The organism is Desulfurella multipotens (assembly GCF_900101285.1).
GTDB classification, from domain to species: domain Bacteria; phylum Campylobacterota_A; class Desulfurellia; order Desulfurellales; family Desulfurellaceae; genus Desulfurella; species Desulfurella acetivorans.
Genome location: NZ_FMYU01000006.1, coordinates 26708 through 52695, shown reverse-complemented (window position 1 = coordinate 52695; position 25988 = coordinate 26708). Strand labels below are relative to the sequence as shown.

At 30.6% G+C, this 25988-nt stretch carries 28 protein-coding genes and 1 tRNA gene; 8 read left to right on the top strand and 21 right to left on the bottom strand.

Annotated features, from left to right (window positions below; translation table 11 throughout):
* Window positions 1–18 precede the first annotated feature (18 nt).
* From rimO to BLQ93_RS04680, 6 genes are read right to left on the bottom strand one after another with little or no spacing between them, the layout of a single operon-like run.
* Window positions 19–1251: a 30S ribosomal protein S12 methylthiotransferase RimO gene (gene rimO / locus BLQ93_RS04705; RefSeq protein ID WP_092128542.1), complete on the bottom strand. Its 1233-nt coding sequence runs from the start codon at window positions 1249–1251 to the stop codon at window positions 19–21.
* The gene (gene purL, locus BLQ93_RS04700; RefSeq protein WP_092128540.1) at window positions 1248–3404 is read right to left on the bottom strand and encodes a phosphoribosylformylglycinamidine synthase subunit PurL; all 2157 of its coding nucleotides are present in this window, start codon (window positions 3402–3404) and stop codon (window positions 1248–1250) included. Before purL ends, rimO begins: the two co-directional genes overlap by 4 nt.
* Complete coding sequence (gene rpe, locus BLQ93_RS04695; RefSeq protein WP_092128703.1) at window positions 3401–4054, bottom strand: ribulose-phosphate 3-epimerase; 654 nt, start codon at window positions 4052–4054, stop codon at window positions 3401–3403. Before rpe ends, purL begins: the two co-directional genes overlap by 4 nt.
* Window positions 4050–5057 (bottom strand): CNNM domain-containing protein, encoded by a 1008-nt coding sequence (locus BLQ93_RS04690; RefSeq protein ID WP_025391799.1) that lies wholly within the window; start codon window positions 5055–5057, stop codon window positions 4050–4052. Before BLQ93_RS04690 ends, rpe begins: the two co-directional genes overlap by 5 nt.
* The gene (gene thiL, locus BLQ93_RS04685; RefSeq protein WP_092128538.1) at window positions 5038–5958 is read right to left on the bottom strand and encodes a thiamine-phosphate kinase; all 921 of its coding nucleotides are present in this window, start codon (window positions 5956–5958) and stop codon (window positions 5038–5040) included. Before thiL ends, BLQ93_RS04690 begins: the two co-directional genes overlap by 20 nt.
* Window positions 5959–7095: a replication-associated recombination protein A gene (locus BLQ93_RS04680; RefSeq protein ID WP_092128536.1), complete on the bottom strand. Its 1137-nt coding sequence runs from the start codon at window positions 7093–7095 to the stop codon at window positions 5959–5961. It lies immediately after the preceding gene.
* Between the two features lie 76 nt (window positions 7096–7171).
* Between BLQ93_RS04680 and BLQ93_RS04675 the strand changes: the two genes are divergently transcribed.
* Window positions 7172–7552 (top strand): RrF2 family transcriptional regulator, encoded by a 381-nt coding sequence (locus BLQ93_RS04675; RefSeq protein WP_092128534.1) that lies wholly within the window; start codon window positions 7172–7174, stop codon window positions 7550–7552.
* On the opposite strand, the gene BLQ93_RS04670 is transcribed toward BLQ93_RS04675, so the two are convergent.
* The 5 genes from BLQ93_RS04670 to thiM are packed head-to-tail and all read right to left on the bottom strand — an operon-like array spanning window position 7549 to window position 10632.
* Window positions 7549–8406 (bottom strand): NAD(P)-dependent oxidoreductase, encoded by an 858-nt coding sequence (locus tag BLQ93_RS04670; protein WP_092128532.1) that lies wholly within the window; start codon window positions 8404–8406, stop codon window positions 7549–7551. The genes BLQ93_RS04675 and BLQ93_RS04670 overlap by 4 nt on opposite strands.
* Before the next feature lies 1 nt (window position 8407).
* Complete coding sequence (locus BLQ93_RS04665) at window positions 8408–8590, bottom strand: Trm112 family protein (protein WP_025391802.1); 183 nt, start codon at window positions 8588–8590, stop codon at window positions 8408–8410.
* The gene (locus BLQ93_RS04660; RefSeq protein WP_092128530.1) at window positions 8583–9074 is read right to left on the bottom strand and encodes a DUF2726 domain-containing protein; all 492 of its coding nucleotides are present in this window, start codon (window positions 9072–9074) and stop codon (window positions 8583–8585) included. The genes BLQ93_RS04665 and BLQ93_RS04660 overlap by 8 nt, the downstream gene beginning before the upstream one ends.
* On the bottom strand, window positions 9071–9844 hold the full coding sequence (locus BLQ93_RS04655; RefSeq protein WP_159427493.1) for a deoxyribonuclease IV: 774 nt from the start codon (window positions 9842–9844) through the stop codon (window positions 9071–9073). The genes BLQ93_RS04660 and BLQ93_RS04655 overlap by 4 nt, the downstream gene beginning before the upstream one ends.
* Window positions 9841–10632 (bottom strand): hydroxyethylthiazole kinase, encoded by a 792-nt coding sequence (thiM, locus tag BLQ93_RS04650; RefSeq protein WP_025391805.1) that lies wholly within the window; start codon window positions 10630–10632, stop codon window positions 9841–9843. The genes BLQ93_RS04655 and thiM overlap by 4 nt, the downstream gene beginning before the upstream one ends.
* A gap of 106 nt (window positions 10633–10738) precedes the next feature.
* Between thiM and BLQ93_RS04645 the strand changes: the two genes are divergently transcribed.
* Window positions 10739–11482 (top strand): sulfite exporter TauE/SafE family protein, encoded by a 744-nt coding sequence (locus BLQ93_RS04645; RefSeq protein WP_143338691.1) that lies wholly within the window; start codon window positions 10739–10741, stop codon window positions 11480–11482.
* Here BLQ93_RS04645 and BLQ93_RS04640 read toward each other — a convergent pair.
* Window positions 11479–11853: a MerR family transcriptional regulator gene (locus BLQ93_RS04640; protein ID WP_025391807.1), complete on the bottom strand. Its 375-nt coding sequence runs from the start codon at window positions 11851–11853 to the stop codon at window positions 11479–11481. The two genes, BLQ93_RS04645 and BLQ93_RS04640, sit on opposite strands and share 4 nt — an antisense overlap.
* 13 nt (window positions 11854–11866) lie before the next feature.
* Complete coding sequence (locus BLQ93_RS04635; RefSeq protein ID WP_038572268.1) at window positions 11867–12724, bottom strand: DnaJ C-terminal domain-containing protein; 858 nt, start codon at window positions 12722–12724, stop codon at window positions 11867–11869.
* Between the two features lie 131 nt (window positions 12725–12855).
* Between BLQ93_RS04635 and BLQ93_RS04630 the strand changes: the two genes are divergently transcribed.
* The 3 genes from BLQ93_RS04630 (at window position 12856) to BLQ93_RS04620 (ending at window position 16590) form a co-directional block, all read left to right on the top strand.
* Entirely contained in the window at window positions 12856–13290 is a 435-nt protein-coding gene (locus BLQ93_RS04630; RefSeq protein WP_025391809.1) for an Hsp20/alpha crystallin family protein, read from the top strand.
* Window positions 13291–13342: 52 nt separating this feature from the next.
* On the top strand, window positions 13343–15943 hold the full coding sequence (clpB, locus tag BLQ93_RS04625; RefSeq protein WP_092128524.1) for an ATP-dependent chaperone ClpB: 2601 nt from the start codon (window positions 13343–13345) through the stop codon (window positions 15941–15943).
* Between the two features lie 74 nt (window positions 15944–16017).
* Window positions 16018–16590, top strand: a complete 573-nt coding sequence (locus tag BLQ93_RS04620; protein WP_092128522.1) for a hypothetical protein — start codon at window positions 16018–16020, stop codon at window positions 16588–16590.
* Here BLQ93_RS04620 and proC read toward each other — a convergent pair.
* The gene (gene proC, locus BLQ93_RS04615; protein ID WP_025391812.1) at window positions 16574–17392 is read right to left on the bottom strand and encodes a pyrroline-5-carboxylate reductase; all 819 of its coding nucleotides are present in this window, start codon (window positions 17390–17392) and stop codon (window positions 16574–16576) included. The genes BLQ93_RS04620 and proC overlap by 17 nt on opposite strands.
* A 60-nt stretch (window positions 17393–17452) precedes the next feature.
* Between proC and tilS the strand changes: the two genes are divergently transcribed.
* Both tilS and BLQ93_RS04605 read left to right on the top strand, forming a co-directional pair.
* Window positions 17453–18421: a tRNA lysidine(34) synthetase TilS gene (gene tilS, locus BLQ93_RS04610; RefSeq protein ID WP_159427492.1), complete on the top strand. Its 969-nt coding sequence runs from the start codon at window positions 17453–17455 to the stop codon at window positions 18419–18421.
* Window positions 18418–19218, top strand: a complete 801-nt coding sequence (locus BLQ93_RS04605) for a N5-glutamine methyltransferase family protein (RefSeq protein WP_092128520.1) — start codon at window positions 18418–18420, stop codon at window positions 19216–19218. Before tilS ends, BLQ93_RS04605 begins: the two co-directional genes overlap by 4 nt.
* Here BLQ93_RS04605 and BLQ93_RS04600 read toward each other — a convergent pair.
* From BLQ93_RS04600 to BLQ93_RS04575, 6 genes are read right to left on the bottom strand one after another with little or no spacing between them, the layout of a single operon-like run.
* The gene (locus tag BLQ93_RS04600) at window positions 19208–20017 is read right to left on the bottom strand and encodes a ParB/RepB/Spo0J family partition protein (protein WP_092128518.1); all 810 of its coding nucleotides are present in this window, start codon (window positions 20015–20017) and stop codon (window positions 19208–19210) included. The genes BLQ93_RS04605 and BLQ93_RS04600 overlap by 11 nt on opposite strands.
* Entirely contained in the window at window positions 20010–20762 is a 753-nt protein-coding gene (locus BLQ93_RS04595; RefSeq protein ID WP_092128516.1) for a ParA family protein, read from the bottom strand. Before BLQ93_RS04595 ends, BLQ93_RS04600 begins: the two co-directional genes overlap by 8 nt.
* Window positions 20746–21831 (bottom strand): undecaprenyldiphospho-muramoylpentapeptide beta-N-acetylglucosaminyltransferase, encoded by a 1086-nt coding sequence (gene murG / locus BLQ93_RS04590; RefSeq protein ID WP_092128514.1) that lies wholly within the window; start codon window positions 21829–21831, stop codon window positions 20746–20748. Before murG ends, BLQ93_RS04595 begins: the two co-directional genes overlap by 17 nt.
* The gene (locus BLQ93_RS04585) at window positions 21819–23315 is read right to left on the bottom strand and encodes an AAA family ATPase (RefSeq protein WP_092128512.1); all 1497 of its coding nucleotides are present in this window, start codon (window positions 23313–23315) and stop codon (window positions 21819–21821) included. The genes murG and BLQ93_RS04585 overlap by 13 nt, the downstream gene beginning before the upstream one ends.
* Window positions 23293–24195, bottom strand: coding sequence for an NAD(+)/NADH kinase (locus tag BLQ93_RS04580; RefSeq protein WP_092128510.1), 903 nt, complete (start codon window positions 24193–24195; stop codon window positions 23293–23295). The genes BLQ93_RS04585 and BLQ93_RS04580 overlap by 23 nt, the downstream gene beginning before the upstream one ends.
* The gene (locus tag BLQ93_RS04575; protein WP_092128508.1) at window positions 24185–24730 is read right to left on the bottom strand and encodes a macro domain-containing protein; all 546 of its coding nucleotides are present in this window, start codon (window positions 24728–24730) and stop codon (window positions 24185–24187) included. Before BLQ93_RS04575 ends, BLQ93_RS04580 begins: the two co-directional genes overlap by 11 nt.
* A gap of 93 nt (window positions 24731–24823) precedes the next feature.
* On the opposite strand from BLQ93_RS04575, the gene BLQ93_RS04570 reads away from it, so the two are divergent.
* A tRNA-Arg gene (locus BLQ93_RS04570) sits at window positions 24824–24900 on the top strand.
* Window positions 24901–24989: 89 nt separating this feature from the next.
* Here the strand turns inward: BLQ93_RS04570 and BLQ93_RS04565 are convergent.
* Window positions 24990–25682, bottom strand: coding sequence for an SIMPL domain-containing protein (locus BLQ93_RS04565; RefSeq protein WP_092128506.1), 693 nt, complete (start codon window positions 25680–25682; stop codon window positions 24990–24992).
* Between the last annotated feature and the right edge of the window lie 306 nt (window positions 25683–25988).

Below are 25988 nucleotides of genomic sequence, written 5' to 3'. Positions count from 1 at the left end.
TTTTTTTCAAATACAAGTTTACTCATAGAGGTCGTAGAAGCTTGACTTTGATATTACTATATCTTCAAAATCTCCTACTTGCCTTTCTCTTTTTAGTTTAACTAAACCGTCTATTTCTGGGGCATCTAAAAAGCTTCTTGCTATTTTTGGACCATCTATAATCACTTTTAATTTTTTGCCAATAAATCGTTCTAAGTTTTTTTTGCTTAATCTTTTTTGTGTATCAAGCAATAGTGCTTTTCTTTTTCTTTTTGTATTATAGGCAACAACATTACCATAAGTGGCACTTTTTGTATTTTCTTCTTTTGAGTATTCAAATGCTCCAAGCCTATCAATCCTGTAATTGTTTATAAAATCTAAAATCTCGTTAAAATCTTTTTCCTCTTCGAAAGGGAAACCTACTATAAAAGTTGATCGTATGGCAACATCGTACTTTAAAAGCTTATCAAATAAATTGCATATAAATTTTTTATCATAGTTTCTTTGCATGAGTTTTAGTATTTTATCACTTACATGCTGAAGAGGTATATCAAAATATGGCACAATTCTGGGTGTTGAGGCAATTGTGTCTATTAAGTCGTCAGTTATGGAAGATGGATACAGGTAGAGTACCCTTATCCAATAATTGCCTTCAATTTTTGATAAATCTTTTAAAAGGCTTGAGAGATTATTATTGTTATAGCAAGATGTATCTTGAGCTATAAGAATAATTTCTCTTACGCCTTTTTCAAGCAATTGGATAAATTCGCTTTTTATATATTCTGGATTTTTTTGTCTGTATGGACCTCTTATTTGAGGTATTGTACAAAAACTGCAATTATGATGGCAACCATCGGATATACGTAAATACGCATAAGGATACGTTGTTACAATTCTTTTTTCAATTTCAAAAGGTTTGGCAAAATCGCAGTAATTAAATTTTTTGTTTAAATTAACAAAATTTGCACTGTTTGTATCAACAAACACATCAATTTCTGGTATTTGCGATTCAATTTGATTTTTAAACCTGCTTATAAGACAGCCTGCTACTATAAGTTTTTGATTTTCTTTTTTGTTGTGAGCGACTTCTAAAATTGTATTAATAGATTCTTTAATTGCCTTTTGTATAAAAGCGCAAGTGTTAACAAACAATATATCAGCTTTATCCGGATCGTATACAAATTCAATATTTTGTGTTGAAAAGCTATAAAGTATATTTTCTGTGTCAACCAAATTTTTTGGACACCCTAAGCTTATCACATAGCATTTCATGATAGTATTTTTCTAAGTGTTGAGCTTTTAGCTTTTTTTATATCATCAATAGAAACATTTATAAGATCGTTTATCTTTAATCTTTTTTCTTCTGTTGTAAAACCTAACCTATATGCATTTATGCCACTTTCGTAAGCAATGGATTCTATAGCGTCAAAATCTTGATTTTTAATTTCGATGATAATATTTGCTTGCGATTCGCTAAATAAGAATTCGTGTGGATTAGAATTTATGTTTATTTTAATATCGCACCCAATATTGTTTTCGCACATAGAAGCCAGACAACATGCAAGCCCACCCATTGAAATATCTTTTGCACTTATAATAAGCCTATGTTTTTTGTGTGCAATATCAAAAAATTTTTTTAAAGATAAATGTAGTTTAACTTTTGGGTCAGGGACTTTACCATCTATTTTATTATAGAACCAGTAAAGATACTGGCTTGCACCTAGGTTTAATTCAATATCATTAAGTAAGACTATAGTATTATTAGCAAATTGAAATTGGCTTTTAAGCACATCTTGCATATTTGAGACACCAACCATTGCAATTGTAGGCGTTGGAAATATGTTTTGTGAAGTTGTTTCGTTATATAAACTTACATTTCCACTAACTACAGGTGTATTTAATTTAGCACATGTATCTTTTATGCCTTCAATGGATTGCACAAACTGCCACATAATTTCTGGGTTTTGTGGGTTTCCGAAATTAAGACAATCTGTAATTGCAATAGGATCTCCGCCGCTTGCAATTATATTTCTATAACTTTCCAGCACAGCTATAGCAGACCCATTATAAGGGTCAAGATAACAATATATGGGGTTTACGCTTGTGCTTGCAAAAACAGCCATACCTGTTTGCTTTACAGCTATTGCGCATGCATCGCCTTCTGGCCCCTTTAGTGTATTTGTTTGGACTGTTGAGTCATATTGCTCAAAAATTGGCGATTTATCGCATAAGTTTGGGCTTGAAATCAACGACAAAAGCTTGCTTGATAAGTCATCAGGTGCTTCAAGTTCAATTTCTTTGTTTATTTTATCGATGTAAGCAGGTTTTTTATATTTTCTATCATAAACAGGTGCTTCGATTAAGTCTAACTCAAACTCCCCTACAATATCATTTTTGTAGTAAAGAACGACTTTTTTGTCTTTTATTACTTTTCCTATAATAGTTGCATCTAAACTCCATTTTTTAAATATATCTAAAATCTCTTTACTATTTTTAGGCTCAGCTATTATAAGCATTCGCTCCTGGCTTTCAGACAACATTATTTCAAGTGGTGTCATTGATTCTCTCAAAGGCACATTATCAAGATACAATTCAACACCTAAGCCACCTTTTTCAACCATCTCAAATGCACTGGAAGTAAGGCCTGCTGCACCCATATCTTGTATTGCTTCAATTAAAGATTTGTCCATTACTTCCAGACAGGCTTCTATTAAAAGCTTTTCTGTAAAAGGGTCCCCAATTTGGACTGTTGGTCGGTTTTTGATAGATTCTTCGTCAAAAGAACTTGAAGCCATAGTGGCACCGTGTATCCCATCTTTGCCAGTTTTTGATCCCACATATATCACATCTGCGCCAACTGTTTTTGCTATGCTTAAAAAAATCTTTTCTTTTTTTGCTATACCTAAAGTAAATGCATTAACTAGAATATTGTTGTTATAGCAATCCAAAAACATAGTTTGACCGCTTGCAGTGGGAACTCCAACGCAATTGCCATAATCACCAACACCTCTTACTACACCGTCAAGCAAGTATGGTGTTTTTGGGTGATTCAGTGTACCAAAAAATAACGCATCCATATTAAGTACTGGTCTTGCACCCATAGTAAAGACATCTCTTAATATACCTCCAACGCCAGTTGCAGCACCGTTATATGGGTCAATGTATGATGGGTGATTATGAGATTCCATTTTAAAAACAGCTACATAACCATCTCCAATATCGATTACACCTGCATTTTCTCCAGGACCTATGACAACCTTATCAGATTTTGTTGGGAGTTTTTTTAAATGAATTTTTGATGATTTGTAACTGCAATGTTCGCTCCATAATGAAAAAATTATGGCTTCTTCAATCTCAGTTGGTTTTCTTTTAAGTCTACTTTCAAGTAAAGCTAATTCTTCTGGTTCAAGAAAATGTTTTGTCATACTACAATCCTCGTTAATTCTTTGAATTTTCTAACAAATTCATGTATATTTTTGAATAATGCACTTCCTACAATAATTTCGTTTGCTCCTGCATCTATTAAATTTTTAATATTATTTAAATTTACACCACCATCAACCTGTATAACATAATCAAGGTTGTTTGTGTATTTATATTTTGCTAAATATTCTATTTTTCTTAAGCTGTTTTCAATAAACTTCTGACCGCCAAATCCTGGATTTACAGACATAACAAGCACACCATCAACATAATCTAAAATGTAATCTAAAACAATAGGAGAAGTTGCTGGATTTATGGAAACTAAAGCTCTTATTTTTTTTTCTTTAATGGTGTTAATAAGTCTATTTAAATGAATATCTGCTTCTTGATGCACGCTTATAGAATAAGCGCCTGCATTTGCAAATTTTTCTATCCAAAAAGAGGGATTTTCTACCATAAGGTGGACATCTAGAGCTAGATTTGAGATCGAGTGAATTTGCTTTACAATATCGGGACCTATTGTTATGTTTGGTACGAAATGACCATCCATGATATCTAAATGTAACATGTCGCAACCTGAATCTTGAATCTCTTTAATTTCGTTTTCAAGTCTTAAAAAATTGCATGATAAAATTGAAGCTAAAAGTTTAATTTGTATCATTTTCAATTTCTCCTACTATTTCTTCTATTATATCTTGTAAACTTACGACACCAATACTTGATCTGTGATCATCAACTACAATAAGCAAATGACTTTTTCGCTTTATCATAAATTTAAATGCTCTATCGATTTTTATATTATAGTTAATAAATATCGGTTTTCTAGCTAGTGATAGGATTGTTTGATTTTCGTCAATATCAAATGCCCATTTTTTCTTTATTAAATCTTTTACATACAAAACGCCAACAATATTATTTCGTTTTTGCTTGTATATTGGTATTCTGTTGTATTTTAGGTTACTTAAATGTTTTATGAAGGAATCAACTTTTGTGTTCGCTTCAAACATTAGTACCTTCCTCAGTGGTATCATTATATCTTTTATTTGTTTTTCTTCAAACTCAAAAACATTTTCTATCATTTGTTGTTCTTGTTTATCAAAAATATTTTTTGAGTTTGCTACAATATTTTTAAACTCTTTTTCTGTTATAGTTAAAACATTTTCTTGTTTTAGGTTTTTAAATAAAAACCTTTTAAAAAAATTTATTATACTAGTGAAAATACTAACGATAGGCGAAGTAATTTTAAATAAAATGTAAAGAGGCCTGGCAAATAATGTAGATATAAAAATATTGTTTTTAACAGCTATGCTTTTTGGTGTAATTTCACCAAAAAGAAGCAACAAAAAGACAACAATTCCGCTTGATATGGCAAGATATTTATTTCCAAATAACGCTTGAAATATATTTGCAAATAAAATAGATGCAAATATATTTACAAATTCATTTAATATAAGCAACATCGTTATAAAGCTTTCAGAATTTGATAAAAGATTAGTTATTATTTCGTAAGTTTTTTGATTTTTATATCTAATATGGAAAAGATGCTTAGCTTTTAGCGAAAAGATAGCAGTTTCAGACGAAGATAAAAAAGCACTTAAAGCTAATGTTATAATAAAAAGTAAAATTTTAAATAAATCAGAAATGTTTAAATCCATATTTTTGTGGTATAATGATTTCGCCTTTATTGTAGATTATTAATTTTTTACTATTATTTGTGTATCCGATTAATTTTATATCGTTAATTTCAAGCAATGAATTTCTATGTTTTTTATCAGCGCAAAACAATAGCTCGTAATCTTCACCGAAGGTAATTTTGTCAATATTGCTTAAATGTTTGCTTTCGCACAAATTTATGTTTTCTAAAAAGATATCCATACCTATATTGCTTGATGTGCAAATGTGCATAGCATCTTGCAAAAGTCCATCACTTATATCTATCATAGCAGTTGCGTAAGGTTTTATTTTGTCAATTAAATCTATTCTTGCTTGTGGGGCCAAAAATTTTTCAAGACACTCGTTGCTTTCTGTAACATTATTTTTTAGCGCAAAAAAACCGCATGCAGCGCAACCAATTTTACCAGTTACATAAACATCCTGGTTTGCTTTTGCGCTTGAGCGCAAAATAGGTTTATCGGTTTCTCCTATCAAAGTTATGTTTATAGATAGTTTGTCATCTTTTGTTGTGTTGCCGCCAAGTAAAAATATGTTGTTTTTTGAAAAGTTTTTTTGTAGGCTATCAAAAAACATTTCTAAACTAGAAGTCTTCATTTCTGGGTTTAAAGATAAAGATAAAAAAGCCCATTTTGGATAGCCGCCGCAGGCTACTATATCACTTATATTAATATTTATTGCTTTTATTGCAAGCTTATCCATCGGGTGATTGCTAAAAAAATGTACATTTTCTATTAATGTATCAACGGTTACAAGCAAGTTGGTTTTGTCAAAAGGTAAAACTGCGCAATCATCGCCAATACCTATAGCATTTTCGGGATTATCAAAAAGCTTTTTTATTTTTTCTATAAGGCCAAATTCACCTAAATCTTTTATTGTATTCATTTACTCTATTTTATCGTTTTCTTTTTTGTAGAAATATTTTAATTTTTTTTCTAAATATTGCTGATTTACAAAACTGCCTTTAAAATTATGCGGATATAAGTAATCTTTCGAATTTGTTTTTAAATGTTTTGGGACATTAAGTAACAAACCATTTTTAACATCAGCTTGTGCTTTATTTATAGCTATATATGCTGAATTAGATTTTTTGGCTAAAGCCAGATAAATTGTGCAAAATGCTAAATTGATTCTTGCTTCTGGCATTCCAATATTTTGAACGATAAAAAGCGTGCTTGCAGCAATATTAACAGCATCTTTATCAGCAAGGCCGATATCTTCGCTTGATAATATGCACAGCCTTCTTGCTATAAATTCTGGATCTTCTCCGCTTTCTAACATACGGGCAAGGTAATATATAGCTGCATCTGGGTCTGAGCCTCTTATGCTTTTAATAAATGCCGAAATAAAATCATAGTGTTCTTGTAAGTTATCATACGATAGGTCTATATTAAAAAGATTTTCTACATCTTTTTTTGTAATGTGTTTCAAATTTAGAGCAAGAAGTATATTCATCAATTTCCTTGCATCGTGATTTGACTGCTTGATTATTATGAAACGCGCGTCATTATCTATCTTAATGCCATGCAAGCAAACTCTATCTAAAAGTATTGATAGATCTTTTTCACTTAAACCTTTAAATTCATAAACAAACAATCTTGAACGCAATGCTTTGTTTAACCTAAAATATGGATTGTGAAATGATGTCCCAATAAGTATAACATTGTTTTCAAGGAAAGATAGCAAATAATCTTGTTGTTTTTGATCTAGTCTATGTATTTCATCTATTAGCAAAAGTGTTGGTTTATCTGTTAAAGATGATTTTATATCTTTAAGAGTTGAAATTGAAGCATTTAAGTATATATAGTCTAAATTTTTTTTCTTTGCTATAAGTTTTGCGTATGTGGTTTTTCCACTGCCTGGTGGCCCAAACAATATTAAAGATGGAAAGTATGTATTATTATGGTAAAAATTATAAAGAGGTTTTCCTTTAGAAAAAAGGTGATCTTGACCAACTAACTGATCAAAAGTTTCAATTTCAAAAGCACTTTTGACGATGTTTTCTATTGTTTCGTCTTCCATTGTTTAAATTTTACCAATTTTAACAGAAAAATCAAATTTTTATTGAAAATTTATAAAAACATTATATAATCCAAATATGTTTTTGCCAACAAATGTAAGGTACAGTTTAAGATTTTTAATAGAACTCAAAAAAAGCGATAAACCTTTGAGCCTTAAAAATATTTCTCAAACAACAAAAATTAGTGAAAATTATCTAAAGCAGCTTGCTGCCAAATTGGAAAAACATGATATAGTAAAAGGCAAAAAAGGCCCTCATGGTGGCTATAAGATTTTAAAAACTGATGTATCGCTCAAGGATTTAATAGATATTTTTACTGAGGGTATTAAATTAGCTCCTTGTGTACAGGATGGCTTTGTTTGCACACTTATCGAAAATTGCCCCTCTACAAAAATGTGGCAAGAAACAAACAAAGCCATAGAAAAGCTTTTTGAAGATATCAAATTAGAAAATTTTTAGCTATTTAAAGCTTCATATATTGCACACATATCAATTTTTGAATAATTTGCAAGACCTTTTTTGTAAGTTTCGTTAACTATAGATAAGGCCGGGCAAAAAGCTTTTTTATCTTCTGCTAATTTTACAGCAAACCCTAAATCCTTTTGCATGTGTTCATATGGAAAATGAGCTTCGTAATTGTTTGATAGAATGTTTTTGCCTTTTAGTTCAAACATTGAATTTGCAAAAGCACCGGAGTTTAATAAATCAAGCACTACATTCAAGTCCAAATTAAGTTTTTTTGCTAGTTGAAGACCTTCTGCTAATGCTTGCATTGTGATACCCATTACCTGATTGTTTACAATTTTTAAGTAAGAAGCATTTGGTATGTTATCTAAATAAAATACTCTTTTAGAAAGTTTTTTAAAATACGGATTAACTGTTTCATAAGCTTTTTTGTCGCCTGCACAAAGTATTATCAATTGGGCATTCTGGGCAGGTATTTTACTTCCTACAACTGGTGCTTCTAAAAATAAAGCATTTTTGTTTTTTACTTTATCGTAAAGATTTTGAGAATATGAGGCAGAAACAGTGCTGAAATTTACTACAATTTTGCCATTTTCTAAGCCTTCCAGCAATCCATTTTTTGAATTAACAACATTTTCACAAGCTTCATCGTTGCTTAGCATTAAAAATATAATATCACTATTTTGTGCTACCAGTTTGGGATTATCAAAAAACTCAAAATTATCTGTTGCCAATTCATTGATTTTTTGCTTGCTTCTATTGTAGATATTTAATTTTATGCCATCTTTTAAAAGATTATTTGCCATTGCACTACCCATTATTCCAAGTCCAATAAAACCTACTTTCATACTAAACCTCCTTTTTTGTGTTTTCGTTCAAATTTTGAGCTTCTTCTATTAATAGTATTGGTATGTCATTTTTTATTGGATATTTTAACTGGCAATTGTAACATACTAAAAATTTATCTTCTAATTTAAGCTCGCCTTTGCATTTTGGACATACAATAAAATCAAGTATTTTTTTATCAAGCATATGCTTCCTCCAAAATTTTTTTGAGTTTCTCTTTAAGTTCTAAGGGATTTTCAAATTCTTCTTCTTTGATTAGGATCCATTTTAGTTTTATTTCTTTAAAAATATTTTCAAAAAGTTCCAGGTTTGATTCTTTTAGATTTTTTTTCTCTATTACTATTGCATATTTTGGCTTTATTTTTACATTATCAACAATTAAGAAATCTACAAATTTATTTTGAATAATAAAAAAAGCATTTCTATTTTTTCTATCAACGTGTATAAATTCAGATAATCTCATTTTGGGCAGAACTTCTAAATTAAAATCTTTAGCATGTAAAAGCAGTATTTCATAAACTATACGTTCGTTTTTTGAAAGCAGGTAATCTTTGAGTGTATATTTTTTTATCTGTGGGGTTTTTATTTCTTTAAATTTTCTAATCAACCATAATACAAAAACAATGCTAAAACCAATTAGAAGAACAGAAATATAGTACCATGGTTTCATAAAAACTTCCTTAACAGTTCAACTTCTTTGAAACGTGTTTTGTTTGTACCTGGCGTTTCTAATATGAAGCTGGCATTTTTAAGTTTTTTTGAGCGCAGAAAGGTTTTAATATTTTCAAAGCCAATCAGACCTTTTCCAAGTTTTTCGTGTCTGTCAAGATTTGAACCAAATGGAGCTTTTGAATCGTTTAAATGCCAAAGTTTTATATTATTAATATCCAATATATTATCAAGTTCTTCCACATCTAAATTATAACCTGTTGCAAATAAATGACAAGTATCTATGCAAAAAAATACATTTTCGCCGATTTTTTCTTTTAAAATTTTTAAATCTTGCAGATTTTTTCCTATACGGGTTGTATTTTCAAGCAAAAGAGTAGTATTTGAAAATTGACTTAAAATTGGCTTTATGGTTTGTGTAACTTTTTGCAAGCAATCTGGATCTTTACATGAGCCAGGATGTAAAACTAAATTATATATTCCAAGCTTATATGCGTTTTCAAACTCGGTTTCAAGTTCGTTGTATGTTTGAGATGTAGGATTTGCTGGGTTTATCAGGTAAGAACAATGTATAAATGCATTTTCTGGGTTTATATTGTAGAGGGATATATTTTGCTTAAAAGCATTTGCAGTTTCATCATCTATTAATTTTTCACTCCACCTGCGAGGGCTTTTTGTAAAAAATTGAAAACAATCTAGTTTGTATGTTTTGCACAAAATAGGTAATTGAATTATTGAATGCTCAATTGATAAGTGTATGCCTAACTTCACAATACTTTATACAATGCGTTTTTAAAGTTTTCTGGTTCAAAAGTAGATAGAGCATTAAAAAATTCGACTTGAAAGTTTCCAAGTAAATTTGATTTTGAAGCGGCAATTTCTCCTGATATACCAACTATTAAACAAGAAGCTACTGTAGCTTTTAAGTAATCATTACAAACGCCAGCTGCTGCAGCAGCAATCGAACCTAAAATACAACCAGAACCAGTTATTTTAGTTAAAAATTCATGCCCGTTTTCACATGCATACACTTTATTGCCATCTGAAACAATATCTGTTTTGCCAGTTGCACATACAATGCAATGGTGTTTTTTTGCTAAATCCTTTGTAAGGTCTGCGATATTTTCTATATAAGTGTTGGATTCTACTCCTTTTGTTTGTATATTTACTCCACATAAATTAGCAATCTCAGAAGCGTTTCCTTTGATTATATCAATTTTGACTTTAGATAAAATTTCTTGAGCAATCTCATTTCTAAATTTGCTTGCACCAACACCAACTGGGTCAAAAACTACAGGTATAGATGCATTATTGGCTGTTTTTGCAGCAATTAGCATTGTTTCTATTATATCCGGTGTAGGTGTACCCATATTTATAAGTAATGCAGAGCTTATTTTTATTAAATCTATAGCTTCTTGCTTAGCATAAGACATAATGGGACTTGCACCTAGCGCTAATAATGCGTTGGCGCTAATATTTGTTACTACAAAATTTGTTATATTGTAAACAAGAGGGCTTTTTTGTCTGATTTCTGTAATAATTTTAGAAAATTCTTCCATATTATTCCTCCTGTTAACCAAAATACTAAAGATTTACCAAAATGTCAATTTATTTAGCAAAACCTAATAGTTTGACAATAATTAATTAAATATTTATAATAAATATGTGGATATTTTAAAAGTCTTACTTACATTTCTAGTTGGAGTACTTACCGGTTTTTTGAATGTAATGGCAGGTGGTGGTTCTATGTTAACCCTACCACTTTTGACGTTTTTGGGATTAAGTATCGATGTTGCAAATGGTACCAATAGAATATCTATTTTAATTCAAAATTTAGCAGCTACATATAGTTTCAAAAAAAATAAAGTTCATATTCTAAAGCGGTCTTTCATTTTGTCAATTCCTGCAACACTTGGTGCAATCTGTGGCACACTTGTTGTTGTTCAGATAAATGAAAGTTTATTAAAAAAAATTGCCGCTGTACTAATAATTTTAATGGGTAGTTTTATTGTTTTAAAAAAGGATGTATGGAAAAAAAACCAGATAGCTACAAAAAAAAGCAACATTTTATCTTATTTAACTTTTTTCTTTATCGGTTTTTATGGTGGTTTTTTGCAAGCTGGCGTGGGTTTTTTCTTTATTAGTGCTTTAATGTTTTTGGAAGGATTTGACATAGTCAAAACAAATGCGGCAAAAGTTGCTATTATTGCGGTTTATACGATTGCCTCACTGCTTATTTTTGCAGCGCATAACCAGGTAGATTGGAAAATCGGTTTCGTTTTAGCTATTGGTAGCGCCATAGGTTCAAGTTTTGGTGCGCGTTATATGGTTCTAAATGAAATTGTGTGGGTAAAGTATTTACTTTTTGCAGCAATTTTATTTGCTTCGCTTAAAATGTTTTTTTCCTAAGTTTCTATTTTAATTTCTATAACATTTGGTTTTTTTGCCTCTTCTTTTACAACAGGCAAAGTAGTATTTTCTTTAGCATTTAATTCTTGAATTTGCTTGTATAATTCTTCTACGAGTTTTTCTAAGTCTTTTATCTGATTTCTTAATCTCATAATAATATCAACACCGGCTAAATTAACGCCCAAAGTTTTTGTCATTTCTTTTATAAATCTAACATCTTCAATGTCTTCATCTGTAAAAAATCTTACATTGCCCTTTGTTCTTTTGGGTTTTATTATTCCACTTTTTTCATATTCTCTTAATGTTTGAGGATGAATATCAACAATTTTGCAAAACATGCCAATGCTATATACATCTTTTCTAAATCTCATAAATCTCTCCTTCCTATAAAGCCTTGCTTAAAATTTCTTCTTGTTCTTTTGATAGGTTTTGAGGAATTTTTACAATAGCTCTTGCATATAAAGCATCATTTTTTAGACCCTTATTTGGAATTTTAAATACAGTGTTTGTTTGGGTCCCTTTTGGTATTTTGATTGTAACATACCCTTGTGGTGTTTTAACATCAACGCTACCCCCAAGCAACGCAGTTTTAAGTGGAACTTCAACATCTGTGTACAGTTTGCCATCTTTTATGTAAAAATTTGGATCTGGTTTTACATTAACTATTAGATGTAAGTCTCCTCTACCTGTGGCTGTTTTTTTGCCCTTGCCTTTTACTTTTAGTTTGGTGCCGTCAACTGTGCCTGCGGGAATTTTGACCTTTACTAATTCATTATCAATATTTAATGTAACAATATCGCCTTTTAGGGCTTGATCAAAGTCTAAAGTTATGGTGTATGTAACATCGGCGTCTTCTTTTTGAAAATCGTCGAAGAATGAAAAACCCCCAAACCCTCCAAAATTACTTGAATTTTTTGATCTCCTTTTAAAAAGATTGAAAATATCGCCTATATCAAAGTCCGCATTATTGGAATAGTAAGTATATCGATAATTGCCAAAATCCTGATTTCCAGTATCATATCCGCTAAAGCCACTAAATCCAAATTGGTCGTACTGAGCTTTCTTTTCTTTATCTGAAAGAATAGAATATGCTTCATTAATTTCTTTAAATTTTTTTTCTGCTTCTTTATTGTTTGGGTTTAGATCCGGATGGTATTTTCTTGCTAATTTTCTAAAAGCTTTTTTTATTTCTTCATCTGTAGCATTTTTACTAACGCCTAAGACTTCGTAAGGATCCCTCATAATTACCTCCTATTCCTTTGTTGTTAATATAATATTTAAGATGAAAATGTCAAGTATAGATTTTTATACTTGACAATCTTTTATTAGGGATTATATTTGAAGTGAAAAAAATAAAGATTTGGAGGTGCAATATGTTTAGACCATTAGAACCTTTTAAAGAATTAACAACGCTTCAAGAAAGAATCAACAAAATGTTTGAAGACGTTTTGCCATCTTTTAGCTTGCAGGATTCAAAATGGTTACCAGCTGTGGATATTTACGAAACTGATGGTAATATTCAAATTGAAGTAGAAGTACCCGGAATGAATGAAAAAGATTTAAAGGTAAAAGTAGAAGACAATACTTTAACTATTTCTGGTGAGCGCAAGTTTGAAAAGAAAGAATCCAAAGATAATTATTACAGGATTGAACGCAATTACGGGACATTCACAAGAAGTTTCTTTTTGCCAGACAATGTTGATAAAGAACAAATTAAAGCAAAATATGAAAACGGTATCTTAAAAGTAGAATTACCTAAGAAATTAGAAGCAAAACCAAAAGAAATCGAAATTGCAGTACAAAAGTAAAAAAATCGTCAAAAGGGGCTTTAAGCCCCTTTTGATTTAATGAGGTATATTTATGGATATAAATAAATTAACAATTAAATCTCAAGAAGCATTACAAAACGCAAAAAATATAGCAAATTCTTATAATAATCAGTTTGTAAGTTCGCTACATTTATTAAAAGCCCTAATTAACGATAAAGATGGTATAACACCAACCATTTTTAAAAAAATAGGTATTAATTTAAACCAATTAAATACGGAGCTTGAAAAAGCAATTGAAAAGATCCCAAAAGTAAGCAATATACAGGATGATCAAATATATATAACCTCGGAACTAAACGATGTTTTTAAAAGAAGTGAAGAAGAAGCAAATAATTTAAAAGATGAATATATAAGTGTAGAGCATTTCTTGCTTGCTTTGACCGAAAGGTGTGATGCTGCAGTTGTTTTAAATGTAGTAGGCGCCACAAAAGACAAAATTTTAAAAAGTTTAGTGGATATTAGAGGTGGTGTGCGTATTACAGATCAAAACCCTGAAGAAAAGTACGAAGCTTTAAAAAAGTATGGGAAAGACATAACTGAACTTGCAAAAGCAAACAAACTTGATCCGGTAATAGGTAGGGATGAAGAAATAAGGCGTACAATTCAAATTCTATCAAGAAGGACAAAAAACAACCCTGTTTTAATAGGTGATCCTGGTGTTGGAAAAACTGCCATTATTGAAGGTTTGGCTCAAAGGATAGCAAAAGGAGATGTTCCAGAAAGCCTTAAAAACAAATCGGTAATTGCGCTTGATTTAGGAGCTCTTGTTGCTGGTGCAAAATACAGGGGTGAGTTTGAGGATAGACTGAAAGCAGTTTTAAATGAAGTAAAGCGCTCAGAAGGTAATATTATTTTATTTATTGACGAACTTCATACAATAGTAGGCGCTGGAGCAAGTGAAGGTAGCCTTGATGCTTCAAATATGCTAAAGCCAATGCTTGCAAGAGGAGAATTAAGGTGCATAGGTGCAACAACACTCAAAGAGTATAGAAAGTACATAGAAAAAGATGCAGCTCTACAACGTCGTTTTCAGCCAGTATTTGTAGCAGAGCCTAGTGTTGAAGAAACTATCTCAATCTTGCGAGGCTTAAAAGAAAAATACGAGATTCATCACGGTGTAAAAATAAAAGATGCTGCAATTATAGCAGCGGCAGTTTTGTCAAATAGATACATTACAGATAGATTTTTGCCAGACAAAGCAATTGACTTAATTGATGAAGCTGCAGCAAGCTTGAAAATTCAGCTGGAAAGCACATTTGAGCCAATCGATAATTTAAATAGAAAGATAGCCCAGCTTGAAATAGAAAAAGAAGCCTTAAAGCGCGAAAAAGATGAGGAATCTAAAAAACGACTTGAGGCTTTAGAAAATGAATTAGCTCAGCTTAAAGAACAGTTGAATGTTTTAAATGCAAAATGGCAGTTTGAGAAAAACTTAATTAAGGAAATCCAGACTATACAAGAAAAGATTGACAATACAAAATCTCAAATTGAATTAGCAGAAAGAAGCGGTGATTTCGAGAAAGCTAGTATTTTAAAATACGGCGAACTGCCAAAGCTAACAAAAGAATTAGAAGAAAAAAATAAACAGTTAAATAGCCTTGATGAAAGGCTTTTAACCCAGGAAGTAACTGAAGAAGAAATTGCAAATATTGTATCAAGATGGACTGGTATTCCTGTTCAAAAGATGCTTGAAGGTGAAAAAGAAAAACTTATTAAAATGGAAGAAAACTTACAAAAACGCGTTGTAGGTCAAGATCAGGCGGTAATTGCTGTGAGTGATGCAGTAAGAAGATCAAAACTTGGCTTATCAGATCCAAATAGACCAATTGCTTCATTTTTATTTTTAGGTCCAACCGGTGTTGGAAAAACAGAACTATCAAAAGCTCTGGCAGAGTTTTTATTCGACGATGAAAAGGCTTTAATTAGAATAGATATGAGTGAGTACATGGAAAAATTCTCTGTATCAAGGCTTATCGGCGCACCACCTGGTTATGTTGGGTATGAAGAAGGTGGTCAGTTAACTGAAGCAGTGAGGAAAAGGCCGTATTCTGTTATTTTACTTGACGAGATAGAAAAAGCACATCCAGATGTATTTAACATACTATTACAAGTTTTAGACGATGGAAGACTTACAGACTCAAAAGGTGTAACTGTCGACTTTAGAAATACAATTATTATTATGACATCTAATTTGGGAAGCCAATACTTAATTAATTTAAGAGAAGATAAAAGTCCAGAAGAGTTTAAAAAAGATTTTGAAAAAGTTAAGGAAAATATAAACGCTGAATTAAGAAAATTTTTCAAGATTGAGTTTTTAAATAGGATTGATGAAATAATTATATTCAATCCTTTAAGTACAAATGAAATCAAAAAGATTGTTAGGTTACTACTGGAGAAAACTCAAAATAAACTAGCACAAAGAGGCTTTAAAATTAGCTTTTCAGATAACTTACTTGAAAAAGTGGCTAAAGAAGGCTTTGACCAGATTTACGGTGCAAGACCTCTTAGGCGTTTTATTCAAAACAACATTGAAAATCTTATAGCCAAAAAAATCCTCACAGGCGAAATAACAAAGGATAATTCTTACCTTGTAGATATTTCTGGCGACGAAATTGTTTTTTTAAAACAGTGAATAAAAAAAGCGACTAGGTAAGTCTAGTCGCTTTTTTGGTTGATTTTTCTTTAAAAAAGCTATAAATTTTCAATATGAAGTATATCGCATGTATAATTTTATACATTTTTATTTTTATAGGATATGCATGGGCTGGAACTATAGAAAATTACTCTAATTTAAATTTATTACCACAAAGCTCTATTTTTGATTCTAACTCAGAAAATATAAATTTAGGAAAAATAAAGCCAAATGAAAATACATCTTTAGGTATAGGACTAAGTGCAAATGTAGATAAATGGAATATATGTTCTGGAAGATACTCTTTAAATTCACTATGTGTTGATTCAAATTTTAGCCAACCAGTTACGCAAACACTTATTGGACCAAAGATAAATTTTGAAAGTAAATCATCTCAAGGTGGTTTTGAATCAAGTGTTTCATATACATCATCGAAAGCCCTTCCAATAGAGCCTTCCAGCGCTCCAGCAAATATAAACCGTTTTAAAATGGAATCCAGTGTAAACTTAAACTTAACAAACGATGCTCAATTAAAATTTATCGGAGAATATAAACATAATCAAGTAAACAAAAATCCAAACAGTATAATAAATACTATACCAAAAGACGAATTTGGTGTGGGTCTTAAACTTAATATTGGTTTTTAGATTGACCTAATTCTTTTGATCGTTTTGTAGCTGCTTCTATCGTGTCCATTAATATACCTCTAAGGCCAGCTCGTTCCATTACATTTAAGCCATATATAGTTGAGCCACCAGGAGATGTTACCAGATCTTTAAGTTCTGCTGGGTGTGTTTTTAGCTTAAGTACAAGTTCTGCTGCACCTTTTAAAACCTGTGCGGAAAGCTTAATTGCGTCTTTTCTCTTTAAACCCATTTTTACACCAGCATCTGCCATTGCTTCAATAATTTCAAATGCATAAGCGGGTCCACTACCAGATAGACCTGTTATTGCATCCATTAAATCTTCTGTTTCTAAGATTACTGTCCTTCCTATTAGGCTCATTATTGCTATTACTATTTCTTCTTCTTCTTTTGTAATATAATCATTGCAATAGATTGCTGTGATAGATTCTCTTACCAAAGCTGCAATATTTGGCATTGTTCTTGCAATTTTTGCATCTTGTCTTAGAAATCCTGCGATATCTTGCGTCTTAATGCCTGCTGCTATGGATATTATAAGTTTTTTATCATCAACTGCTTCTTTAATATCTGATAAACAATCAAAAATATCAGCGGGTTTTACTGCTATGATAATAATTTCAGAACGATTAGCTACTTCAAAGTTATTAAATACACTTACATCGTATTCTTCTCTTATAATGTCACCTTTATGTTTATCTGCTGCAAAAATATTTTCTTTTGGTATACCCATGCTTATAAGCCCGCTCAAAAAAGCGCTTCCCATATTACCTACGCCAATAAAACCAATTTTTTTATCTTTGAGCATTTTTTTAACCCTCCTTTGTTAAATATACCAAAAAATTTAAAATTTGTGTATAATTTTTTTGTGGATATTTTATTTTATGAAATCTTAAATTTTGCTTTATCAAAAAAACTCTTTTACAAAAATCAAAAAATAGGTATTGGTGTTTCTGGAGGTGGTGATTCTGTATTGCTTTTTTATTTTTTTAAAAATATACAAAAAGAATTTAATTTAGATTTGGTTGTGCTTCATTTTAACCATAAAATAAGGCCAGATTCAGATGATGATGAAGTATTTGTTGAAAATTTGGCAAAAAAACACAATGTGTATTTTTTTTCTGATAGAGCTGATGTTCTTGAAATTTCTAGACAAAAAAATACAAACCTCGAAGAACAGGCAAGACTTCTTCGATATGATTTTTTTAATAAGTGCAAAAAAAAGTTTAATTTAGATAAGATTGCCACCGCTCATACAAAAAATGACCTTATTGAAACGTTCCTTATTAATTTAATAAGAGGTTCTTCACTTGATGGTTTGGTTTCATTAAAACCAAGCAGAGCTTTTTACATAAGGCCTATGCTTTTTTTAGAAAAAGCTCAAATAATAAATTATTTAAATGAAAACAATTTACATTATAAGACAGACACTACAAACTTTGACACAAACTATACGAGAAACAAAATTAGAATTGAGCTAATGGAGACCCTTAAAATCTATAATCCAAACATATTATCTACATTATATAAAGAAATAGAGCTATTAAGTATTGACTCACAGAGTTTAAATTACATTGCTTTTGAAAATTTTACTCAATCCTGCACTTTTCTTAAAAATAAAGCATTAATTAATTTAAAATTTCTTTCAAATGATTATGCTATCAGCTCGCGTGTTTTAAAAAAAGCTGTAAGTAAAATTACTGGTTCTTACTATTCTTTAAGTTATAATAATATTAATCGATTAATGGATGTAATTAAATCAAATAAAATTTTAGTTTTAAGAAAACACATAAAAGCCTATAAACAGAATAATTTTCTAATCATAGAAAAATTATGAAACTTAAAACTGCAATTAGCAAAATCAACGCTCTGCTAAAAAAGCACGGTATAGAAAGCTCAATACTTGAAAGTACTATCATAGCATCATATATTTTAAAAAAAGACGATTGTTTCATATTATCAAACCCTGATTTTCAAATCAGTGAGTCTATTTTTGAAAAAATGTTTACTATGGCAGCAAACAGAGTTGCTGGTGTTCCTCTTGCATATTTAACTCACAAAAAAGAGTTTATGGGTTTAAATTTTTATGTTAATGAAAACGTGCTTATACCAAGGCCAGAAACCGAACTTTTAGTACAAGAAGCAATTGGTTTTATTCAAAAATATAATTTTAAAAATATAGTTGATTTATGTACTGGATCTGGTGCAATTGCTATATCAATTGAACATTTTACTTGTGTAAACGTTGCAGCCTGTGATATTTCTTATAAAGCTTTAAAGGTTGCAAGTATAAATAAAAAACTCCATCAATCAAATATTTATCTAGTTAACAGTAATTTGCTTTTTGCATTTAAAGGACCAATTGATATGATTGTTTCAAATCCACCATACATTTTACCAAGTGAGTTTGATAGTTTATCTAATGAAGTAAAAAAAGAACCAAAAATCGCTCTTTTGTGTGATGAAGATTATCTTCTAATAAAAACCATTATAGAGCAATCGAGCCGTCTGGCAAAGTTTTTGCTTATGGAAATATCACCAAACATGAAAATCTTTTTAGAACAATTTGATAAACTATTTTGCATAAAAAAAGATTATGCAGGTTTAGATAGAGTAGCTATATTTAGGTTTTAGAAAATTTTTCAATCAAATGTTCCAGTTCGTCTTTAGAGTGAAAAGTAATTTCTATTTTACCTTTTTTGCCTGTAAATTTAATTTTTATAGGAGCATCAAGCCACTCTTTGAGGACTTTTTCATACTTACTAAAATCCATCTGAGATTTTTTTTCCCTTACTTTTGCTTCTGTGTCCCTTACATTTAGTTTTTTTTCAACAATTAGTTTGGCAATCTCAATTTGAAACAATTCATTATCAAGCGATAAAAGAGCTCTGGCGTGACCTGCAGTTATTTTATTGGTTTTAATAAGTTCTATAATTTCTTCTGGTAGGTTTAAAAGCCTTAGAGTATTTGTAATTGTTGTGCGGTTTTTACCTAATTTATCGGCTAATTCTTCCTGTGTGTAGTTAAAATTTTCAATTAGTTTTTTATAAGCTAAAGCTTCATCAAGCGGACTTAAATCTTCCCTTTGAATATTTTCTATCAATGCAATTTGGGCTGCTTCTTCATCTGAAAAATTTTTAATAATAGCAGGTATTGTTTGTAATCCGGCAAGTTTTGAAGCTCTAAGTCTGCGTTCTCCTGCAATAAGTTCGTAAGAATCTTCTTTTTTTCTTATTATAATTGGCTGAATTACACCTTTTTCTTTTATTGAATTAACAAGCTCTAAAAGAGAATCATCGCTTTCAAAATTTCTTGGCTGGTAAGGGCTTGGTTTTATATCATCAATTGCTATATTTTCAATATTTTCACTGTCTTCTTTAAAATCGCTAAATATAGCAGACAAGCCTTTACCCAGAGCTTTTTTTTCAGCCACTTTTCAAAACCTCTTTGGCTAAAGCTAAATAGTTTACGCTTCCAGCTGATTTTATGTCATAGGTTATTACTGGTTTTCCAAAACTTGGAGCTTCTGCTAATTTTACATTTCTTGGAATAAGCGTTTTAAACATGTATTTGAAGAAATGTTGTTTTATTTCATTTTCAACTTGTCTTGATAGGTTATTTCGTTTATCATGCATAGTTAATAGAATGCCTTCAATTTTAAGGTTTGGGTTGAACGTTTTTTTGGCAAGATTTATAGTATTAATTAATTGAGCTAAACCTTCAAGCGCGAAATACTCGCATTGCACAGGTATAAGTACAGAATCAGATGCTACAAGTGCGTTTATTGTAAATAAGCTCAGTGATGGTGGACAATCAATGAGTATATAATCAAACTGGTCTTTAACCTGAGTTACCAAGTTTTTCAAAATAAACTCTTTGCCTTCTTTGTCTTTAAGCTCGCTTTCTATTGCGATGGATGAGATATTTGAAGGTACAAGGAAAAGATTCTTTATAGATGTGTATTGGATAAGAGATTTCAGTGTTTTTTTACCAATTAATGCTTGATATATGGAATCTGTTTTCAGTACTCCAAGACCGCTTGTGGCATTAGCTTGAGGATCCATATCAATAATTAAAACTTTTTTTGAAAAAATTGCCAAAGCGGTACCTAAGTTTATAGCTGTAGTAGTCTTACCAACACCACCTTTTTGATTTGTGATACTAATTACTTTTGCCATTTTTAACCAACTCTTTTTCAATAATGTTCAACATGTCTTTGCAGGCTTCTTTTTTGCACAAGCCAAAAGCCGCATTAGACATCTCAACCAACTCATTTACTTTTATATAGTATATAAAATTTTTTAGAAAATATCCATTAAAATCTTTATCCAAAATTAACTTAGCAGCATTGGATTTTTCAAAAATTTGTGCGTTAAAGTACTGGTGGTTGTAAATCGCGTGTGGATATGGCACAAGAATTGATGGCAAACCGTAACATGCAATTTCAGATAAAGTACTTGAGCCTGCCCTTGATACAATAATGTCAATGCTTGAGTAAAATTTGTCCATATTGTGTATAAAATCATACACTTTAGATTTTATGTTGTATTTTTGATAAATTTCAAGCGCTTGCTTATAATCATCAATACCTGTTTGGTGAATAATTTCAATTTTTGATTTTATTGTATCATCAATTATTTGAGCAAACTCAAATAATGCTTTGTTTATAGTTTTAGCACCACGACTGCCACCAACAACGCCTATTCTTAAAAAGTTACTTGAAAAATGTCTATTTTTTGGAAAATTCATTTTCCTTATAGGGTTGCCTGTAGAATAAACATGCTTTTTTTTAAAAAATTGCCTGGTAGAATCAAAATTTACAAATACTATATTGCAAAAGTTAGCTAATATTTTATTTGCAAGCCCTGGTATTGAGTTTTGCTCAACAATGATTCTTTTTTTATTTGTGAGACTTGCGCTTAATAAAACTGGAAAGCTTGTATATCCTCCAAAACCTATTACAAATACTGGCTTATACTTTAGATCATAATAGATGCACTTTATCGTAGAGCTAATAAGATGAATTATGCTTTTTATTTTTTCAATGTAGTTTTTTCCAGCAAACCCCTTTGTTTTTAGTAATTTATACTCGACGCCCAAATTTTTTGCTAATTTTTTTTCAATACCAAATTGGCTTCCTATGAAAATAGGTTCGTAATTATTATCTTTAAGATATTTTATAAAACTTTCAGCTGCAAAATAATGTCCACCTGTTCCACCACCTGTGACAAAAACTATCCTTGACATAAATAGCTAACCGTATTGGAATTTTTAAAAGATTTCTGGATTGTAAAAACTTTATCAGCAACTTTTTGGATTTCTGATGAATGTGTTATGCATATTAGCTGATTTTCTAAAGAAAGCTTTTTTAGTTTGATAGCTATGGCTTCAAGCGTTTTGCCACCTGTGCCCTCTTCTATCTCGTCAAATATAAGTGTATTTTTGTTTTTTTGCCCTATATACTCAAAAAGCGCCAGAATAAACCTTGATTTTTCACCGCCAGATGCAATTTTTTGAAGCTCTTTTTTTGGTAAGTCCTTATTTGCAGAAAAAAGTAGAATAATTTTATCTTGACCGTTTTGAGTAAAGTCGATTGTATTAAAAACAATATCAAAATCTGCGTCTTCAAGCATCAAATCACGCATATTTTTTTTAATACCAAGAATAAATTTTTGCGCTTGTTGTTTTCTTTGAGCAGATAGGTTTTCTGCAGCTTTTAAGAGATCGACTTCAAGATTTTCAAGCTCAATTTTTTGTTTTGTTATTTGCTCTTTTAGCGTATCTTTTTTTTCAATCAAACCTTTCAGGTGCTTTTTTTCTGCAATAATTTCATTTAGGCTTTTAGCAAATTTCCTTTGTAGATTTTCTAATTCAAAGAGTCTTTTTTCAATATTATCAATAGAAATTTCATCATCGGTGTTTTGCTCAAACAAAGGCTTAATAGCAATAAGCTCGCTTAGTATTTTATCTAAAGCATTGCTTATTGATTGTATTTTTTTAGATTCTAAAGCATTTATTTTTTTAAATGATGATACAATTGCATCAAAAATATTATTTTGACCTTCATAAAGCAAGTTATTTAGCTGGCTTATAAAGTCTTTAATTGCCAGATCCTGTTTTATTTGTTTTCTTTTTTCTATTAGCTCATCATACTCGTTTTCTTTTGGATTTACTTTTTCTATCAATTCCAGAAGAATCTCAGGATGAGAATTTTCAATATTTTTTATTTCATGCTCAAGTTCATGTATGGCTTTTTTAGTTTCATTGAATTTTTCAAATGCCGATTTGTAATCTTCAATTACCGTTGTATCAACAAATAAATCAAGCACTTCAAGAAATTTGTCTTTTTCAAATAGTTCAAACCTGTAGTCTTGCGATACAATATTTACAATTTCGTTTTTTATTGTTTGGGCAGTTTTGTTGCTAAGTGTTCTGTTGTTTAATGACAATTGAGATTTGCTTTTTTTTATGGTTTTTTCTATTTTAAACACTTTTTGCAAAAATCCATATTTTGACAAATCCGCTTCAAAATCAATGCTTATTGTAGATGAGTCAGCAAAATTTCCTATCATTTCGGTATCGTTTTTGCTTGAAAAAATCTCATTTATTGCTTTTAAAATAAGCGATTTTCCTGAGCCAGATTCGCCTACAATGGCATTAAAATGCTCATCAAAATTAAGCTCAATATCTTTGATTGTTAAAAAATTCTTAATCCTTATGCTTTTTATCATAATCCAGGGATGTAATTTTTCTTTCTTCCCACCCAAGTTTTATTCTTAGTATATCGAAGTAATTCTTGTTTTTATCTGTAATTAGCTTTATTTTTCTTGATGATTTGCTAATTATAATTTTGTCGCCTTTGTTTAACCTAAAGCCCACCTGACCATCAAGAGTTAAAAATACTCTATCTATGTCTTCATGAAGCTGCAGATGTATAGTAACATTGTCAGGCAACACAATAGGTCTATTAGATAATGTATGAGGTGCAATTGGTGTTAAGATAAATGAATCAAGTTCTGGGTAAACAATTGGCCCGCCTGCTGCCAAATTGTAAGCTGTTGAGCCAGATGGTGTTGCAACAATAAGGCCATCAGCAAAAAATGTTGAAACAAACTGTTTTTTTGAGCAGTATTCGATGTATGTATCAATGCCAATAATTTTGGCAAGCGCCCCTTTATTTATTACGACATCGTTAAATACGCTGTAGTTTTGAAAACTGTTTGAACTTGGCTGAAAATTTACATTTATTATCATTCTTTCTTCTATTGCAAAATCATTGTTAAATATTTTTTCCAAGTTATAAAACATGTTTTCAACTGAAATCTCAGTTAAAAAACCAATTTTACCAAGATTTACGCCCACTATTGGTATATCGTAACTTGATTTTAAAACGACACGTGTTGCACTTAAAAATGTACCATCTCCGCCAAGTACAATAATTAAATCAAGCGGTTCTTGCAAAACAGGTGTATCGCCTTCTAGACTTTCTACATCTATCTCAAAGTTTACTGTAGCATTTTTTTTTGTTAGAAAGCTTTTTAATTCATTGACAAGTATATCTAAATTTTTAACATTTGACTTTTTAATTATACCAATTTTTCTAATCAACATTTAAACTCTTTAAATAAGAAACAAATAGGTTGGACGTATACTCATCTATATTTGTGAAGTGAATTTCTTTAGGTAAATCATTTGTTTTTAAAAATTCAATTACTGAATCTGTAATAATTTTTACACCACGTTCTTTTGGAAAACCAAAAATTCCCGTTGAAATAGCAGGTATAGCAATTGAGTTTAAATTGTATTTTTTGGCTAATTGCAATGCACAAATCACAGCACTTTTTAGCAAGTTTTCCTCGCTATTTGTGCCTCCTTGCCAGACTGGGCCAACAGCATGTATTACATACTTTGCTTTGAGGTTACCGCCTGAGGTAATAGCACAACTGCCAGTTTTTACATAACCTATTTTGTCACTTTCTTCCTGAATAACAAAACCACCTTTTGAAACAATAGCTCCTGCAACGCCTCCACCGTGCTTTAGATAATTGTTAGCTGGGTTAACTATTGCTTGTGTGCTTTCTTGTGTTATGTCGCCAGTTATGACTTTTATGGTTTTATCATTTAAGCTTATTGAATAAATTTCCATCGCATAAGCTCCTTTTACTTTTAAGCAATTATACAGTTTTTTTTGACAAATTCAAATGTGTTTGTTAGAATTTTATTAATTAAATAATTTAAAGCGCCTGTAGCTCAACGGATCAGAGCAACGGACTTCGGATCCGTTGGTTGGGGGTTCGAATCCCTCCAGGCGCGCCACATTTAGGATTTTACAATTAAAAATTAAAGTACTTTGCTCAAAGGGATGGATTTATTTTGTTAATATTTAAAGCCAATAAAACAAGTTTTTATTTTTTCTCCAAAATATAAATAACACTAACACTTGCCTCAATGTTTAATCTACCAGCTTCAATAGGCACACTTGGGACACTACTTTTGTTTAACATAAACTTATCAAAATAAATAGGTGCTGGCGTTTTTTCTGTAATAGATATGTTTTTTATACCTATTATTTGGTAGCCTGTGTTTATAAGTGCGCTTTGAGCTTTTAAAAGTGCATCTTCCATAGCTTTTTCTATTGCTTTTAACTTAAGGTTTGATATATTTGATGACTCAAAATAAATTCTATTTATCTCATCAATACCAAGCTCGCTTACTTTGCTTATTAAAAATCCCATTTTGTCTATAGATGATTTTATATTAAATGTTTCTTTGGCTTTGTAGCCAGCTAGATTATTAGTTTTTGTCTTGTCATCGTATTGATAAACAGGCTCAAGCGTCAAGTTTGTTGTGGATAAATTATCCTTTTTAATTCCAAGCTTAAAAAGTGCCTTTACTACATCGTTGGCTTTTTTCGAAAGTACAAACATAGCCTTGGCTGGGTCTGGACTTTGTGAAATAATCGAAATATCTATACTTGCTATGTCTGGGATGGCTGTAATGATTCCATGTCCAGAAACAGACAATGTTGCATTTTCATTGGCATTTGCGTTTGTTGCTAGTACGAAAAAAAATATTAATAAGACAAAAAGTTTTTTCATTAATAAACCTACTTTTTCCTGTCTAAAATTTGTAGTTTATTTTAAAACATAAAAAAAACTGCAAAATTTCCTTTATTTTTATTTGAAAACCTCCTTTTGTGTCATTCTGAAGCGCTAGCGAAGAATCTACTTCTTAATTTTTTAAGCATCGAGATTCATCGAAAACTAACGTTTTCTTAGAATGACGAGAAAACAATTACAATGTCCCTTCAAAACGGGAAAGAACAACAAGCTCTTATCTTGCCAACAAAGCCAATAACTAGCTTGCGGCAAAACGCCCGTAATTCCCTTCAAAACGGGAAAGAA

Bases quoted from the DNA above. Each gene is read 5' to 3' on its own strand.
- BLQ93_RS04660 (WP_092128530.1), bottom strand. From the start codon at position 9,074: ATGAAACCATGGTACTATATTTCTGTTCTTCTAATTGGTTTTAGCATT.
- BLQ93_RS04620 (WP_092128522.1), top strand. From the start codon at position 16,018: ATGAAGTATATCGCATGTATAATTTTATACATTTTTATTTTTATAGGA.
- BLQ93_RS04575 (WP_092128508.1), bottom strand. From the start codon at position 24,730: ATGGAAATTTATTCAATAAGCTTAAATGATAAAACCATAAAAGTCATA.
- BLQ93_RS04680 (WP_092128536.1), bottom strand. From the start codon at position 7,095: ATGGAAGACGAAACAATAGAAAACATCGTCAAAAGTGCTTTTGAAATT.
- BLQ93_RS04690 (WP_025391799.1), bottom strand. From the start codon at position 5,057: ATGGATTTAAACATTTCTGATTTATTTAAAATTTTACTTTTTATTATA.
- BLQ93_RS04580 (WP_092128510.1), bottom strand. From the start codon at position 24,195: ATGTTGATTAGAAAAATTGGTATAATTAAAAAGTCAAATGTTAAAAAT.
- BLQ93_RS04635 (WP_038572268.1), bottom strand. From the start codon at position 12,724: ATGAGGGATCCTTACGAAGTCTTAGGCGTTAGTAAAAATGCTACAGAT.
- thiM (WP_025391805.1), bottom strand. From the start codon at position 10,632: ATGGAAGAATTTTCTAAAATTATTACAGAAATCAGACAAAAAAGCCCT.
- proC (WP_025391812.1), bottom strand. From the start codon at position 17,392: ATGCTCAAAGATAAAAAAATTGGTTTTATTGGCGTAGGTAATATGGGA.
- BLQ93_RS04605 (WP_092128520.1), top strand. From the start codon at position 18,418: ATGAAACTTAAAACTGCAATTAGCAAAATCAACGCTCTGCTAAAAAAG.
- BLQ93_RS04665 (WP_025391802.1), bottom strand. From the start codon at position 8,590: ATGCTTGATAAAAAAATACTTGATTTTATTGTATGTCCAAAATGCAAA.
- thiL (WP_092128538.1), bottom strand. From the start codon at position 5,958: ATGAATACAATAAAAGATTTAGGTGAATTTGGCCTTATAGAAAAAATA.
- rimO (WP_092128542.1), bottom strand. From the start codon at position 1,251: ATGAAATGCTATGTGATAAGCTTAGGGTGTCCAAAAAATTTGGTTGAC.
- BLQ93_RS04565 (WP_092128506.1), bottom strand. From the start codon at position 25,682: ATGAAAAAACTTTTTGTCTTATTAATATTTTTTTTCGTACTAGCAACA.
- BLQ93_RS04630 (WP_025391809.1), top strand. From the start codon at position 12,856: ATGTTTAGACCATTAGAACCTTTTAAAGAATTAACAACGCTTCAAGAA.
- BLQ93_RS04670 (WP_092128532.1), bottom strand. From the start codon at position 8,406: ATGAAAGTAGGTTTTATTGGACTTGGAATAATGGGTAGTGCAATGGCA.
- BLQ93_RS04640 (WP_025391807.1), bottom strand. From the start codon at position 11,853: ATGAGATTTAGAAAAGATGTATATAGCATTGGCATGTTTTGCAAAATT.
- purL (WP_092128540.1), bottom strand. From the start codon at position 3,404: ATGACAAAACATTTTCTTGAACCAGAAGAATTAGCTTTACTTGAAAGT.
- BLQ93_RS04585 (WP_092128512.1), bottom strand. From the start codon at position 23,315: ATGATAAAAAGCATAAGGATTAAGAATTTTTTAACAATCAAAGATATT.
- murG (WP_092128514.1), bottom strand. From the start codon at position 21,831: ATGTCAAGGATAGTTTTTGTCACAGGTGGTGGAACAGGTGGACATTAT.
- clpB (WP_092128524.1), top strand. From the start codon at position 13,343: ATGGATATAAATAAATTAACAATTAAATCTCAAGAAGCATTACAAAAC.
- BLQ93_RS04675 (WP_092128534.1), top strand. From the start codon at position 7,172: ATGTTTTTGCCAACAAATGTAAGGTACAGTTTAAGATTTTTAATAGAA.
- BLQ93_RS04595 (WP_092128516.1), bottom strand. From the start codon at position 20,762: ATGGCAAAAGTAATTAGTATCACAAATCAAAAAGGTGGTGTTGGTAAG.